This window comes from Streptomyces sp. NPDC008086 (assembly GCF_042957325.1).
GTDB lineage: Bacteria > Actinomycetota > Actinomycetes > Streptomycetales > Streptomycetaceae > Streptomyces.
Map to the genome: position 1 here is coordinate 124,162 of NZ_JBIBIA010000012.1, position 14,450 is coordinate 138,611.

Annotated in this window: 13 protein-coding genes; 10 read left to right on the forward strand and 3 right to left on the reverse strand. The window is 70.0% G+C overall.

What is annotated here, in order from left to right; translation table 11 throughout:
- Positions 1 to 69: 69 nt before the first annotated feature.
- The 3 genes from ACFZBP_RS36070 to ACFZBP_RS36080 form a co-directional block, all read right to left on the reverse strand.
- Positions 70 to 1,038, reverse strand: coding sequence for a hypothetical protein (locus ACFZBP_RS36070; RefSeq protein WP_383450340.1), 969 nt, complete (start codon positions 1,036 to 1,038; stop codon positions 70 to 72).
- A gap of 120 nt (positions 1,039 to 1,158) precedes the next feature.
- Complete coding sequence (locus ACFZBP_RS36075; protein ID WP_391419655.1) at positions 1,159 to 2,163, reverse strand: alcohol dehydrogenase catalytic domain-containing protein; 1,005 nt, start codon at positions 2,161 to 2,163, stop codon at positions 1,159 to 1,161.
- Positions 2,164 to 2,200: 37 nt separating this feature from the next.
- Positions 2,201 to 3,364 (reverse strand): enolase C-terminal domain-like protein, encoded by a 1,164-nt coding sequence (locus ACFZBP_RS36080; RefSeq protein WP_391419657.1) that lies wholly within the window; start codon positions 3,362 to 3,364, stop codon positions 2,201 to 2,203.
- A gap of 561 nt (positions 3,365 to 3,925) precedes the next feature.
- Here ACFZBP_RS36080 and ACFZBP_RS36085 point away from each other — a divergent pair.
- The 10 genes from ACFZBP_RS36085 (at position 3,926) to ACFZBP_RS36130 (ending at position 14,425) form a co-directional block, all read left to right on the forward strand.
- Positions 3,926 to 4,942, forward strand: a complete 1,017-nt coding sequence (locus tag ACFZBP_RS36085; RefSeq protein WP_391419783.1) for a substrate-binding domain-containing protein — start codon at positions 3,926 to 3,928, stop codon at positions 4,940 to 4,942.
- A 152-nt stretch (positions 4,943 to 5,094) separates the two neighbouring features.
- Positions 5,095 to 6,099 (forward strand): substrate-binding domain-containing protein, encoded by a 1,005-nt coding sequence (locus ACFZBP_RS36090; protein WP_391419659.1) that lies wholly within the window; start codon positions 5,095 to 5,097, stop codon positions 6,097 to 6,099.
- A 99-nt stretch (positions 6,100 to 6,198) separates the two neighbouring features.
- Positions 6,199 to 7,737: an ATP-binding cassette domain-containing protein gene (locus ACFZBP_RS36095; RefSeq protein WP_391419662.1), complete on the forward strand. Its 1,539-nt coding sequence runs from the start codon at positions 6,199 to 6,201 to the stop codon at positions 7,735 to 7,737.
- The gene (locus ACFZBP_RS36100) at positions 7,734 to 8,834 is read left to right on the forward strand and encodes an ABC transporter permease (protein WP_391419664.1); all 1,101 of its coding nucleotides are present in this window, start codon (positions 7,734 to 7,736) and stop codon (positions 8,832 to 8,834) included. Before ACFZBP_RS36095 ends, ACFZBP_RS36100 begins: the two co-directional genes overlap by 4 nt.
- Positions 8,831 to 9,871: a galactofuranose ABC transporter, permease protein YjfF gene (gene yjfF, locus ACFZBP_RS36105; protein ID WP_391419666.1), complete on the forward strand. Its 1,041-nt coding sequence runs from the start codon at positions 8,831 to 8,833 to the stop codon at positions 9,869 to 9,871. The genes ACFZBP_RS36100 and yjfF overlap by 4 nt, the downstream gene beginning before the upstream one ends.
- A gap of 230 nt (positions 9,872 to 10,101) precedes the next feature.
- Entirely contained in the window at positions 10,102 to 11,139 is a 1,038-nt protein-coding gene (locus ACFZBP_RS36110) for a hypothetical protein (protein ID WP_391419668.1), read from the forward strand.
- Positions 11,140 to 11,376: 237 nt separating this feature from the next.
- The gene (locus tag ACFZBP_RS36115) at positions 11,377 to 12,813 is read left to right on the forward strand and encodes a DUF2252 family protein (protein ID WP_391419670.1); all 1,437 of its coding nucleotides are present in this window, start codon (positions 11,377 to 11,379) and stop codon (positions 12,811 to 12,813) included.
- A gap of 111 nt (positions 12,814 to 12,924) precedes the next feature.
- Entirely contained in the window at positions 12,925 to 13,344 is a 420-nt protein-coding gene (locus tag ACFZBP_RS36120) for a hypothetical protein (RefSeq protein WP_383450363.1), read from the forward strand.
- Between the two features lie 15 nt (positions 13,345 to 13,359).
- Complete coding sequence (locus tag ACFZBP_RS36125) at positions 13,360 to 13,761, forward strand: SHOCT domain-containing protein (RefSeq protein ID WP_391419673.1); 402 nt, start codon at positions 13,360 to 13,362, stop codon at positions 13,759 to 13,761.
- A gap of 43 nt (positions 13,762 to 13,804) precedes the next feature.
- A complete protein-coding gene (locus ACFZBP_RS36130; protein ID WP_391419675.1) occupies positions 13,805 to 14,425 on the forward strand; it encodes a GAP family protein in 621 nt (206 codons plus the stop codon).
- Positions 14,426 to 14,450: the final 25 nt, after the last annotated feature.

The following is a 14,450-nucleotide window of genomic DNA, read 5'->3' on the forward strand; positions in this document are numbered from 1 at the left end:
TGCAGACCCCGGGTGTGTGGGATTGTGTTCGACTGCGTCGTCTTCTGTGAAGGGGGTTTGTCCGGAACGTTATGCGGGAGTTTCGAATCTCTTCAGCGTCCCGGGCAGCCGTGAACCGAGAGGCGCCATGTCGCCGTCAGCTCCGTGCCGTGCGAGCAGGTCCAACGCCAGGCGTCCGCGCCGGACGCGCTCCTTGGCGGTGGCCAGCGTCAGGTCCCTCATGTGGTGCCCGTAGGGATAGATCCCCGGGGCCTTGGAGAGCCCGAACTTCAGGTAGAGCGGTGCGCCGCGCCGGATCAGCTCGGCGACCTCGTACATCCGGATGTAGCCGCCGAGATCGTCCGGCGCCTCGATGTACATGTCCATGGGGGCGGCGGAGACCCGCCGTATCTCGGTGAGGTGATCGAGCGTCAGGTCGCTCGGCACGTTGATCGAGTCGCCGCCGAGGTTCTCGTACACCGCGTACGCCGTCGGGTTGACCGGACCGATCAGCGCCGACACCTTGAGCGTCGTGTCGGCCGGCAGGACCCCCGCGACCCGCGCCCGGTGCAGCGTCCACAGCACACCCTCGTCGGCGACGAGGAGGCACTTCACGCCCAGTTCGGTCGCGCGTACGGCGTCCTCGACGCACCCGGCGACCGCGTCGTGGCCCCGGGCGCGCAGTCCGCCGCCCTTGGAGTCGGTACGGGTGGAGCCGCCGATGTCCCAGGTGCCGCGCGGGCCGGTGAACAGGCAGAGCTCGATGTCCCGCTCGGCGGTCGCCTCCACCATCTCGGTGATCTCGGCGTCGGTGAGCATCCAGATGCCGCTGCCCTGGCTGATCCGGTGGACCGGCACATCGAGCCGCGAGGACTCCTTGAGGACCACGGCGAGCGCCTCGGGACCCTCCACGGAGGGAACCTCGGTGCGCCAGCGGCCACCGCCGGGGAAGGTGTGCGGAGAGGCGTCGGAGGGGTCGAGTGCGGGCACCTCCAGGCCGAGTGCGGCGAGCGCCTGCTCGCCGGGGCGGCGCGGCGTCGGGGCGTTGGTGTCGGTCACAAGCTGTCCTTATGTTCGATATTTCGGACGATGGTCGCGGCTCTGGGCGTGCGGGGCGTTGGGTGTACGCCGGTACGAAGTCGTCAGGTACCCCGTACCGGCGTACGGCTCAGGGGTGTGTCATGGCCGCAGCAAGACCTTTCCGACCTTCGGGTCGCCGGACCCGACCAACTCGATGGCCTGCGCGAACTTCTCCAGCGGCAGCTCGTGCGTGACCAGCGGCAGCGGGTCGAGGAGCCCCGCCCCGAAGACCCGCACGGTGTGGGCCCAGGCATCCGGCGCCGCGCCGAACACGGTCTGCACCTCCAGCTGCCGTACGACGAGATCGGTCGGGTCGAGCCCGTCCGCGCCCGGCGCCGGGATGCCCGTCAGGACCAGCCGTCCACCGCGGCGCAGCAGGGCGGCGGCGGTGCGCGCCGCGTCCGCGGACCCGGCGGTCTCGATGACGACGTCGAAGTCGTCGGGCAGTTCCTCGTCCTTGGTGCGGAAGTCCGTGGCGCCGAACCGCTTCGACAGCTCGGCCCGGTCCGGACGCGTCCCCACGACGAGCAGCTCGGCCGGCGAACCCGCCTTCAGGAACTGAACGGCGAACATCCCGAGCGTCCCCGTGCCCACCACGGCCACCCGCTCGCCCGGCACCGCCTTCGCCTTGAGCGCGGCGGCCGCGATGCACGCGGCGGGCTCCAGCAGGGCCGCCGCCGTCAGATCCGCGTCGTCCGGGAGGACGTGCAGCAGCCGGGCCGGAAGCGTGAGCGTGGTGGCCATGGCGCCCGGCTGGGTGAAGCCGGTCTCCTCGTAGCCCGCCGTGCACAGGGTGGTCTCGCCCGCGTGGCAGCGGTCGCACACCTGGCAGTTGCGGAAGCCTTCGCCCACGACCTTGCGGCCCACCAGGCCCGAAGGGACGCCGTCACCGACCGCCGCCACCGTCCCGGACCACTCGTGGCCCGGGGTGAGCGGATAGCGGACGTACCCCTCCGGCCGGTTGCCCTGGAAGACCTCGCGGTCACTGCCGCAGATCCCCGAGGCGTGCACCCGGACCAGGGCCTCGCCCGCTTCCGGCTGCCGGGGCTCGTGCGGGACGAGCCGGTGCTCGCCCGGAGCCTCGATCACGACGGCGGTGCTCACTGGGGCCTCCCGATGCCGGGCCTGCGAGTGTGGGCGCTCACACGGTGCCCTTGGGCCTGCGCTGCTCCCAGCCGTCGGCCCACAGGTCGAACCGGGCCTGCTGCTGCGGGAACTCCGCGGCGGCGTCGACATCCAGCTCCACACCCAGACCGGGCTCGTGGGAGAGGTGGAAGCAGCCGTCCTCCGGGTTCACCTGGGGGGCGCCCTTGATGACCTTCTTGATCTCCGCGTCCGCGAAGTCGTTGAAGTGCTCAAGGATCTTGAAGTTGGGGGCGGTGAAGCCGACCTGGAGGGAGGCGGCGGTCAGCACGGGCCCGCCCACGTTGTGGGGGGCGACCAGCATGTAATGCGTCTCGGCGGTGGCGGCCAGCTTACGGGTCTCCCAGATGCCGCCGATGTGGCCGACGTCCGGCTGGATGATGTCCACGGCCTGGCTCTCGAAGAGCTCCCGGAACTCGATGCGATCGTGGATGCGCTCACCCGTGGCGACCGGCATGTCGACCTTGGCGGCGACCTTCTCCAGCGCCTTCAGGTTCTCCGGCGGCACCGGCTCCTCCAGCCACGCGGGCTTGAAGGGCGCCAGCTCCTTGGCCAGGCGGACGGCGGTGGCGGGGGAGAACCGGCCGTGCATCTCCAGCATCAGCTCGGCGTCCGGACCGATGGCGTCGCGCACGGCCTCGATCAGCGACACCGCGTAGAGGCTCTGCTCGTTGTCGAGCTCGAAGTGGCCGGTCCCGAACGGGTCGATCTTGAGCGCCCGGTAGCCGCGCTCCATGACCCCCTGGGCCGCCTTGTGGTACGCCTCGGGCGTCCGCTCGGTCGTGTACCAGCCGTTGGCGTACGCCTTGACCTTGTCGGTGACCTTGCCGCCGAGCAGCTGCCAGACGGGCACGCCCAGCGCCTTGCCCTTGATGTCCCAGCAGGCCATCTCGATCACGGCGATACCGGACATCACGATCTCGCCGGCCCGGCCGTAGTCGCCGTACTTCATCCGCTTGACGAGATCCTCGACAGCGAACGGGTCGGAGCCGAGAATGTGGTTGGTCTTCGCCTCGTGCAGATACCCGAGCAGCGCGTCGGTGTGGCCCAGCATGCGGGTCTCGCCGACTCCGGTGAGCCCCTCGTCGGTGTGCACCTGGACGTAGGTCAGGTTCCGCCACGGCGTTCCGACCACGTGTGTGCTGATTCCCGTGATGCGCACGGTACTCCCTGTCCTCTTCGGTCTGTTCGAAATTTCGGCACTCGTTCGAAATGCTGGTCGCGACAGTAGGGACGACCACGTGCGAGTGTCAATGGGTCTACAAACAACGGTTTCGATGCGACGGCGGAGACGGCCGGCGAGGCGAATGCGGCGGGGTGTGCCACGAGGGGCGCCGGGCTCTCCAAGGGTGCGTGCATGCCTCTCCCGGCGGGTACCCGGATAGCTCCTGACCAGGCAGAACGTCCTCGGCCCCGAAGTCTCCGCCGCCTGTCGCGTTATGGAACCGTGACGACTTCTCTGACGCAGCCCTCTTGACCGGCATGAATTGTTAGCGCTCACAATACGTCCGCATTCACCAGTCGGCCCCGACGGCATGCAAGGAGGTATGAGCGTCGTGTCAGCAGTGCTTCAACTCGCCTTCCCGCCCCGTGCCGTTGACCCTTCCGGAGCACCGGCATGACGAGGCCGGTGCCGGACCACCGGCCCTCGGTGCGGGTCTTACCGGCAGACGACGGCCAAGGAGGTGTGGCTGTGCCTCACTCGCAGCTTCGGCCGCCCACCATGGCCGATGTGGCACGCCAGGCCGGCGTGTCCCACCAGACCGTGTCCCGTGTGCTGGGGGACCACCCCAACGTGCGGGACGAGACGCGGGCCAGGGTGCTGCGCGCCATCGAGGAGATGGGCTACCGCCGCAACTTCTCCGCGCGGGCCCTGGCGACCCGGCGCACCCGGACCCTGGGTGTGGTCGCCTCCAACACCACGCTCTACGGTCCGGCCAGTACGTTGTTCGCGCTGGAGGAGGCGGCGCGTGCCGAGGGCTATCTGGTCTCGACGGTCAGTCTGCGCAGGCTGACCGTCGAGACGCTGTCCGAGGCGCTGGACCGCCTCAGCGAGGGCGGGGTGGAGGGGGTCATCGCCATCGCCCCGCAGCGGTCGGCGGTCGAGGCCCTCGCCGAACTGCGCCATCCGTTCCCGGTGGTGGCCGTGGGCACCGGCTCGGGCGCCGAGGTCCCCAGCGTCAACGTGGACCAGAAGCTGGGCGCACGGCTGGCCACCGGCCATCTGCTCGCCGCGGGTCACCGTCGGGTCTGGCATCTCGCCGGCCCCGAGGACTGGCAGGAGGCGGCGGACCGGGTCGACGGCTGGCGGGCGACCCTCGAAGAGGCGGACGTGGAACCACCGATGCTGCTGCGGGGGGACTGGAGCCCGCTGTCGGGCTACCGGGCCGGCCAGGAACTGGCGGGCTGGGTGGGACGCGGCTTGACCGCCGTCTTCGTGGCCAACGACCAGATGGCACTGGGGGTGTTGCGGGCGCTGCGTGAGGCGGGCGTGCGTACGCCCCAGGACGTCGCGGTGGCCGGCTTCGACGACATCCCGGAGTCGGAGTTCTTCGCCCCGCCGCTCACCACCGTCCGGCAGGACTTCGCGACGGTGGGCCAGCGGAGCATCGCCCTGCTGCTGGGCCTGATCGAGGGTCGTACCCCCTCCGGGGCGTCCCAGGTCTCGATCGAGCCCCAACTCGTCGTCCGCGCGAGCACGTTCCCGTACCTTCCGCAGCCCGGAGCCGCTCCCGGCTGACATCGCACCACCCGGTCGCCCTCCCGCTCTCCGGAGAGCGTGACCGATATTTCGAACAATGATCGACAGGCTGGACGCCGTGCAGCCGGTCCACACGTACCCACCGAGTACCAGCGGTCCATCTCCGGGCCGGCTCTTCAAAGGAGAAGAACATGCTCAACAGAAGGAACTTCCTCACTGCGGCGGTCGGCGTGGCGGCCACGGCCGGTCTGGCGGCCTGCGCCAAGGAGGACGGCTCCTCCGGCGGCTCCTCCGGCGGCGACAGCAAGGCGATCACCCTCGGCTTCGCCCAGACCGGCTCCGAGAGCGGCTGGCGCACCGCCAACACCGACTCGGTGAAGGCGGCCGCGCCGGAGGCCGGTATCAACCTCAAGTTCTCCGACGCCCAGGGGAAGCCGGAGAACCAGATCTCCGCGATCCGCAGCTACATCGCCCAGGGTGTCGACGTCATAGCCTTCTCACCGTTGGTCGTCAAGGGCTGGGACGCGGTGCTGAAGGAGGCCAAGGCCAAGAAGATCCCGGTGATCCTCACCGACCGCTCCATCGAGACCTCCGACGACTCCCTCTACGTGACCCTGGTGGGCTCCGACTTCACCGACGAGGGTCGCCGCGCCGCCAAGATCCTGGAGAAGGTTCTGGAGAAGGCCGGCCACAAGGGCAAGGTGAAGATCGCTCAGCTGGAGGGCACCACCGGTGCCGCCCCCGCGATCGAGCGAGCCAAGGGCTTCAAGGAGGTCATGGACGCGGAGCACAAGGACGACTGGGAGATCGTCGCCAGCCAGAGCGGTGACTTCACCCGCGCCGGCGGCAAGCAGGTCATGCAGGCCTTCCTGCAGTCCAACCCGGACATCAACGTCCTCTACGCGCACAACGACGACATGGGTCTCGGCGCTATCCAGGCCATCGAGGCGGCCGGCAAGAAGCCCGGCAAGGACATCCTCATCGTCACGGTCGACGGTGTGAAGGACGGCTTCGCCGCCATGGCCGAGGGCAAGATCAACGCGATCATCGAGTGCAACCCGCTGCTCGGCCCCCAGCTGATGGAGGTCGTGAAGAAGGTCAAGAACGGCGAGAAGGTCGAGCGCTGGGTCAAGACCAAGGAGAGCGACTTCATGCAGGACCAGGCCAAGGCCGAGCTCCCCAACCGCAAGTACTGACCGACCGCACCCACCGGCAGGGAGCCTCCGGCCGACCGGCGACCATCCGGCCCGGAAGGCTCCCTGCGGGCCTGAACCCATTTCAAGAGGAGCGCTGCCATGGCAGAGCCGCGGCCCGTCCTGGAGATGACGGGCATTGTCAAAGAATTTCCGGGGGTACGGGCTCTGTCGGGCGTCGACTTCCGGCTCTTCCCCGGCGAGATCCACGCCCTCATGGGCGAGAACGGAGCCGGGAAGTCCACCCTCATCAAGGTGCTGACCGGGGTGCACCCCCTGGACGGCGGCACCATCACCCTCGACGGCAAGGCCGTGCGGATCGGCAGCCCGCTGGAGGCCCAGCACGCCGGCGTCAGCACGGTCTACCAGGAGGTCAACCTCTGCCCCAACCTCTCGGTGGCGGAGAACATCTTCATCGGCCGTGAACCCACCCGCGCGGGCCGCATCCAGTGGAAGCAGGTCCGCAAGCAGGCCGCGGAGATGGTCGACCGACTCGGCCTCGACATCGACGTGACGGCACCGGTGTCCGCGTACCCGCTGGCCGTGCAGCAACTGATCGCGATCGTACGGTCGGTGGGCCACGGCGACAGCGACGGCGAGGGCTCCGGCACCAAGGTGCTCGTCCTGGACGAGCCCACCTCCAGCCTCGACCGCGACGAGGTCCTCGAACTGTTCCGCCTGATGCGGCAGCTGCGGGAGGAGGGCGTCGCGATCCTCTTCGTGTCGCACTTCCTCGACCAGATCTACGAGATCTGCGACCGCATGACCGTGCTGCGCAACGGCACCCTGGTCGGCGAGCACATGGTGGCCGACCTCGACCAGGTCGGGCTGATCGAGCTGATGATCGGCAAGGCCCTTGACCAGCTGGAGGGGCTGCACGAGCACCAGCTGCGCTCCGACGTCGGCGAGACGCTTCTCAAGGCCGAGGGCCTCGGCCGCACCGGCGGTATCGCCCCCTTCGACCTGGAGATCAAGAAGGGCGAGGTGCTCGGCCTCGCCGGACTGCTCGGCTCGGGCCGTACCGAACTGGCCCGGCTGCTGTTCGGCGCCGACCAGCCCGACAGCGGCAAGGTGACCGTCGGCGGCAAGCAGGTCTCGATGAGCGCCCCCAACGACGCCATCGGCGCCGGTGTCGCGTTCTGCTCGGAGAACCGCAAGTCCGAGGGCCTCGTCCTCGATCTCACGGTGCGCGAGAACATCATCCTCGCCCTCCAGGCCTCCCGCGGCTGGACCCGGCCCATCCCGGCCTCCCAGCGCGACGAACTCGTCGCCAAGTACATCAAGGCCCTCGACATCCGCCCCGCCAACCCCGAGGCCCGCGTCGGCCAGCTGAGCGGCGGCAACCAGCAGAAGGTGCTGCTCGCCCGCTGGCTGATCACCCAGCCGAAGCTGCTGATCCTCGACGAGCCCACGCGCGGCATCGACGTCGGCGCCAAGGCCGAGATCCAGAAGCTCGTGGTCTCCCTCTCCGAGGACGGCATGTCCGTGCTGTACATCGCGGCCGAACTGGAGGAGGTGCTCCGGCTCAGCCACACCATCGGAGTGCTGCGCGACCGCAAGCTCGTGGCACAGCTGACCAACGGGCCGGAGATCACCACCAGCAAGATCCTGGAGACCATCGCGAGCGGAGAGCACCAGTGAGTACCCCATCAGCGACCACCCCCTCCCGCTGGCGAGCACTGACGCAGCACCACCTGTTCTGGCCGGTCGCGGTCCTGATCGCCCTGCTGCTCGTCAACGTCCCCTTCACACCCGACTTCTTCGCGATCCGGATGACCGACGGCCACCTCTACGGCAGCCTCGTCTCGATCGTGCTGTTCGGCTCGCCGCTGATCCTGGTGGCGGTCGGCATGACCCTGGTCATCGCCACCGGCGGCATCGACCTCTCCGTCGGCGCCGTGGTCGCCATAACCGGTGCCCTGACCTGTTCGTACATCAGCGACCAGGCCGATCAGAGCGCGCTGGCGGGGGTCTTCCTCGCCGTGGGCATCGGCCTGGTGGCGGCCGTGGTCTGCGGCCTGTGGAACGGCTTCCTGGTCGCCCGGATGGGCATCCAGCCCATCATCGCGACTCTCATCATCATGGTCGCCGGACGCGGCGTCGCCCAGCTGATCACCGACGGCCAGATCATCACCATCAACAGCGAGCCGTACAAGCTCATCGGCGGCGGCTACTGGCTGACCCTGCCCTTCTCCATCTTCATTGTCGCCGCCGTCGTGGCCGTCACCATGGCCCTGACCCGCCGTACGGCGCTCGGCCTGCTCGTCGAGTCGGTCGGCGGCAACGCCGAGGCCAGCCGCCTGGTCGGCATCCGCTCCATGCGCATCAAGATCATGGTGTACATGTTCTGCGCCCTGTGCGCGGGCATCGCCGGCCTGATGATCAGCTCCAACACCTCGGCCGCGGACGGCAACAACGCCGGCCTGTGGATCGAGCTGGACGCGATCCTCGCGGTCGTCATCGGCGGCACCTCGCTGCTCGGCGGCCGGTTCTCCATCGGCGGCACCGTGATCGGCGCCCTCGTCATCCAGACCCTGACCACCACGATCTACACCATCGGCGTGCCCACCCAGACCAACCTGGTCTTCAAGGCCGCCGTCGTCATCGTCGTCTGCCTGCTGCAGTCCCCGAAGTTCCGGGCCAAGGTCTTCGGCGCGAAGGCACGCGCCCGGACCACCGCCCCGGCGGAGCCCGCCACCCCGGCCGACGCCGCCCCGAAGATGGAGGTGTCGCGATGAGCGCGACCACCAAGACCCGTACGGCAGCGGAAGGCCGTACGCCGTCCACGCCGGCCCGGGCGTCCACGGCCGCGCGCCTGCTCGGCGACCGGCGGCTGCCCGTCCTGGTCACGGTCGGCCTGTTCCTCGCGATGTACATCGGCGGTCTCAGCCGCTACCAGAACTACGGTTTCGGTGAACCGCAGGTCTTCCTCAACCTGTTCATCGACAACGGCTATCTGCTGGTCGCCGCCGTCGGCGCCACCTTTGTCATCATGGCCGGCGGCATCGACCTGTCCGTCGGTTCGCTGATCGGCTTCACCACCATGTTCACGGCGTGGCTGGTGGAGCGTCAGGGCCTGCCGCTGTTGCTGGTCGTCCCGCTCGCCCTGGGCGTGGGCGCGTTCGGCGGCTTCCTCATGGGCTATGTGATCCACAACTTCGAGATCCAGCCCTTCATCGTGACCCTCGCCGGCCTCTTCCTCTTCCGGGGCCTGTGCCTGGTCATCAGCAAGGAGTCCATCTCCGTCAGCGACTCCACGGTGAGCAGCATGGCCCAGACCCGGGTGTCGATCGGACTGGGGGAGCTGTCGATCGGCGCCCTCGTCGCCCTGGTCGTCGTCGCCGCCGCCTTCTACATCCTCCACTACACGCGCTTCGGCCGCCGGGTGTACGCGATCGGCGGCAACGAGCAGTCGGCGCTGCTGATGGGGCTTCCGCTGGGCGGCACGAAGATCGCCGTGTACACGGTGAGCGGCTTCTGCTCGGCACTGGCCGGCCTGTTGTTCATGCTGTACATCCAGTCCGGCGACCCGCTGCACGCCGTCGGGATGGAACTCGACGCGATCGCCGCGGTCGTCATCGGTGGCACGCTGCTGACGGGCGGCTCCGGTTACGTCCTGGGCACCCTGTTCGGTGTCCTCGTGCTGGGCCTGATCAAGAGCATCATCCAGTTCGAGGGCACGCTCAGCTCGTGGTGGACGAAGATCGCCACGGGTGTGCTGCTGGGCGCGTTCATCCTGATCCAGCGGGCGATGACGACGCGCAAGCAAACCTAGGCGGGACCTGAGCACTTGGGCAGATGTGGCCCGTCGCACGGCGTATGTGCGACGGGCCACCCGCATTGCCGTACGGGCCACCTGGGTTGCCGTACGGACCCGGCGCGGAGTATCGCGCCGAATAGTCGGGCTTGACCCCCACCGACCAAACCGGAAACGCCAGTTCCGCACTGAACCTTCACAGCAGTCGCTAGGAAAGGTGTGGGTCGGTTCCTTAGTCTTCCCGCGTCATGGACTACTGCCACCCGTGCCGCAGGCACCTCAACGGCGCCCTCGCCTGCCCGGGGTGCGGCACCGCGATCGAAGAGCTGCGCATGCACGCGGGTGCGCCGGACGAGGCGTACCCACAGCCGGCCGGGCGGGCCGAGTACGTGCCCGCGGGTGCTGGGGGCGGCCAGGGCTCGTACGAGGCCTACGCGGGGCACTACGGGAGTGACGCGGAGCGCCACGGGGGCGGCGAGGGCCGGTACGGCGACGGTGCAGGGCACGACGGCACCGGTGCGGGGCAGTACGACGGCGGCGAGTACGGCGGCCGCCATGGCGACGGCGGCCACCTGGCGCAGGCCGCGGAGGCGGGCCCGGATGCCGGTGAGGCGGCCGGGACCGCGCCGGTCGGCGGACGGGCCGCGCGCCGGGCGGCGCAGCGGCGGGGCCGCCGACGCGGTCACGCCGAGCCCGAGGAGTACGCCGGGCACGAGGACGAGTACGACGAGCACGGCGACGAAGACGGCGACCTGGACGAGGAGCCCGGGGCCGCTGGAGCCAGCCGTCGCGACCGCAAGGCCGCCGCGCATCGGCGCCGCCGTCGCCGGACCCTGCTGATCGCCGCCGGGTTCGTCCTGGCCGCCGGCGGTCTGAGCCTCGCCGAGCTCGGCATGGACGCCCCGGGCAGCAGCCCGAAGCCGGCCGCGGCGGGCGACGAGTCCGCCGAGGGCGCGGCGTCGGAAGAGGTGACCGCGTCCCCCGAGGCCACGGACGGCACGACCCGGACGGGCGGGGACTCGCCGTCGGCGGACCCCTCGGCGTCTCCCTCGGCCTCCAAGTCCCCGAAGGACGAGGACGACAAGAAGGACGGGGACAAGACCCCCGACAAGGACGCCCAGTCGGCGACCACGGGCGGCGGCTCCGACAGTTCCACCTCGGCGCCCGCCGCGACCTCCGAGCCGGAGGCCCCCGCGCCGACCGCCCAGCCGACCACGCAGGACCCGACCCCGGAGCCGACGCCGTCCGAGACGCAGTGCGACCGGTTCCTGTGGTGGTGCACCTGAACAACCCCTGGCGGCACACCCGAGCACTTCCCTTTCGCGGACATTCGCCTTTGCGTGCCGCCCCTCACCGCACCTGCTCCGGGCCGCACGGCACCTGCTCCGGGCCGCACCACACCACTCCGGGCCCCACCACACCACTCCGGGCCCCACCACACCACCTCCTGGCCCCACCTCACCTGCACCGGGTGATCCCGCCGCCGCGCGCCGCTGTGACCATGCGGGCAAGGAGGTCCGGTCATGGCGACGACGTACGACAGCCCGCTCGCACCTGTGCCCGACGGCCCGCTCTCCCCGGACGAGCGTGCGGCACTCGGCAAGGAGGCGCGCGCCCGCGTCCCACGCTCCGCGCACGCGTTCTTCGAACCCGACCAGAAACGACCCGACCCCCTCGGCATCATCGAGCGGCAGTCCGCCACCCGCGTCCCCGAACTCGTCCCCGTCCGCTACGGCCGGATGCTCGAATCGCCGTTCCGCTTCTACCGGGGAGCCGCCGCGATCATGGCCTCCGACCTGGGCGCGGGGCCGCACACCGGGCTCTACGCCCAGCTCTGCGGGGACGCCCATCTGCTGAACTTCCGGCTCCTCGCCTCGCCCGAACGCCATCTCGTCTTCGACATCAACGACTTCGACGAGACCCTGCCGGGCCCGTTCGAGTGGGACGTCAAGCGGCTCGCCGCCTCCCTGGTGATCGCCGGCCGGGCCAACGGGTTCCCGGCGAAGCAGTGCGCCACGGTCGTGCGCGCCGGGGTGGAGGCGTACCGCGAGCGCATGCGGGAGTTCGCCGGAACACCCACCCTCGACGTCTGGTACGCGCGCGACGACTTCGACCAGATCGCGGCGCTGCTGCCCGAACGGCCCGGCAAGCAGGACGAGCGGCGCGCCACCCGCGCGGCGGCCAAGGCCCGCACCCGCACGAGCCTCCAGGCCGCCGCGAAGCTGACCCGGGTCGTGGACGGCACCCCCCGGATCGTCTCGGATCCCCCCTTGATCACCCGCCTCGCGGAGCTGCTGCCCGGCGCCGAGGGCGAGGACCTGGCCCGGATGCTGCGCACCCTCGTCCACGACTACCGGACCAGCCTGTCCTCCGAGCGGCGGCACCTGCTGAGCCGGTACCACGTGGTCGACATGGCGCGGAAGGTCGTCGGGGTCGGCAGCGTCGGCACCCGGTGCTGGATCATCCTGCTGCTCGGCCGCGACGACGGCGACCCGCTCCTGCTGCAGGCCAAGGAGGCCGGCGAGTCGGTGCTCGCGCCCTACTGCGGGGCGAGCCCGTTCCGGAACCAGGGCGAGCGGGTGGTCACCGGACAACGGCTGATGCAGGCCGCCAGCGACATCTTCCTCGGCTGGGAGCACGTCACGGGCATCGACGGCCGCGAACGCGACTTCTACGTACGGCAGTTGCGGGACTGGAAGGGCATCGCCCGGCCCGAGACCATGGACCCCGGGACCCTCGGCCTGTTCGCCCGGCTGTGCGGCGCCTCACTGGCCCGGGCGCACGCCCGCTCCGGTGACCCGATCGCCATCGCCGCCTACCTCGGCCGCCGCGACACCTTCGACCGGGCGCTGGTGCGGTTCGCCGAGGCCTACGCCGACCAGAACGAACGCGACCACCGGGAACTGGCCGACGCCGTCGCCGACGGCCGCGTCACCGCCCGCACCGATCCGGCGGCGTGACCTCGGCCGCCACCCCCTCACCCGCCGAGGGTGACGACGGGCGGCGTCCCGTGGATCAGGCTCGGGGTGTACGGCTGCGCGCCGCAGCCCGTCGAGGAAAGGGAGGCCCCCATGGCCACCACCAGTCGCCCCCAGCATCGGGAAGGAGCGCAGACCGCCGCCACCGGCCTGACGCTGTTCGCCGCGGTGATGCTGTTCATCGCCGGGATCCTCGATGTCTTCCGGGGAATCATGGGGATCGCCGAGGACGACGTCTACGTCTCCACCCCCAACTACATCTTCAAGTTCGACCTGACCAGCTGGGGCTGGATCAACCTGCTGTTCGGGGCGCTGGCCGTGATCGTGAGCTTCGGCCTGTTCACGGCGAAGACATGGGCGAGGGTCATCGGCGTCGGCATCGCGGCCCTGCTGCTGATCGCCAACTTCCTGTCCATCCCGTACTACCCGGTCTGGTCGCTCACGCTGATCGCGCTGTACGCGTTCATCATCTGGGCGCTGTGCGTGGTTCGGAAGGACCCCATGTCCGATTAGCGATGGGGGAACACCATGGACTACCCCCTGCTCGACGTGTTCTGGACCATGCTCTGGTTCTTCGTGTGGATCATGTGGCTGATGCTGCTGTTCCGCGTGGTGGCCGACATCTTCCGGGACGACGCGCTCAGCGGCTGGGGCAAGGCCGGCTGGACGCTGGCGGTGTGCGTGCTGCCGTTCCTCGGCATCCTCGGCTACCTGGTCGTCCGCGGCCGCGGGATGGGCGAGCGCGAGCTGGCCCGGGCCCAGGACCGGGAGCGGGCGTTTCGCGCGCACGTCCGTCAGGCCGCCGCACCGGAGCCGAGGCCGCCGGGCACCAAGGCGGACGAGCTGGGCCGGCTGGCCGCGCTGCACGACCGGGGTGCCATCACCGACGCCGAGTACGAGCGGGCCAAGTCCAGGGTCCTGACGACCTGACGACCTGCGAGCCGACGACCTGCGAGCCGACACGGAGGCGGACGTGGACGGTCTGAACGTGCTGCCACTGGCCGTGACGATGATGATCGGCCCGCAGATCATGTCCGCGATCATCTTCGTCACCACTCCGCGGCCCGTCCGCGTCTCGCTCGGCTTCCTCCTCGGCGTCGCCACAGCCGCCACCGTCGGCACCGCGATCACCTGGGGCCTCGCCTCCGCGTTCGACCTGGGCGACCCCGACGACGGCGGCTCCGCCGGCAAGATCATCCAGTATGTGCTGGTCGGCCTCCTGGTGGCGTCCGCCCTCAAGAACTGGATCCGGCGGGAGACCATCCAGCCCCCGAAATGGCTGGGCACACTGATGTCGGCCGACGCCAAGCGGGCGCTGAAGGTCGGACTGCTCGTCATCCTGCTGATGCCGTCGGACATCATCGTCATGCTGACGGTGGGCACCAACCTCGCCCAGGCGGACGCGAACTTCGCCGAGGCGCTGCCGTTCATCGGGGCCACCGTGCTGATCGCCGCGCTGCCCCTGCTGGCCCTGCTGCTCTTCCACCGCAGGGCGACCGCCGCCATGCCGCATGTGCGGGACTGGATGAACACCCACAGCTGGCTGATCAACATCGTGGTCTGCGTGGTCTTCATCGTGCTGATCCTCGCCTGACCGCCGCCCCGCGCGACCGCACCCG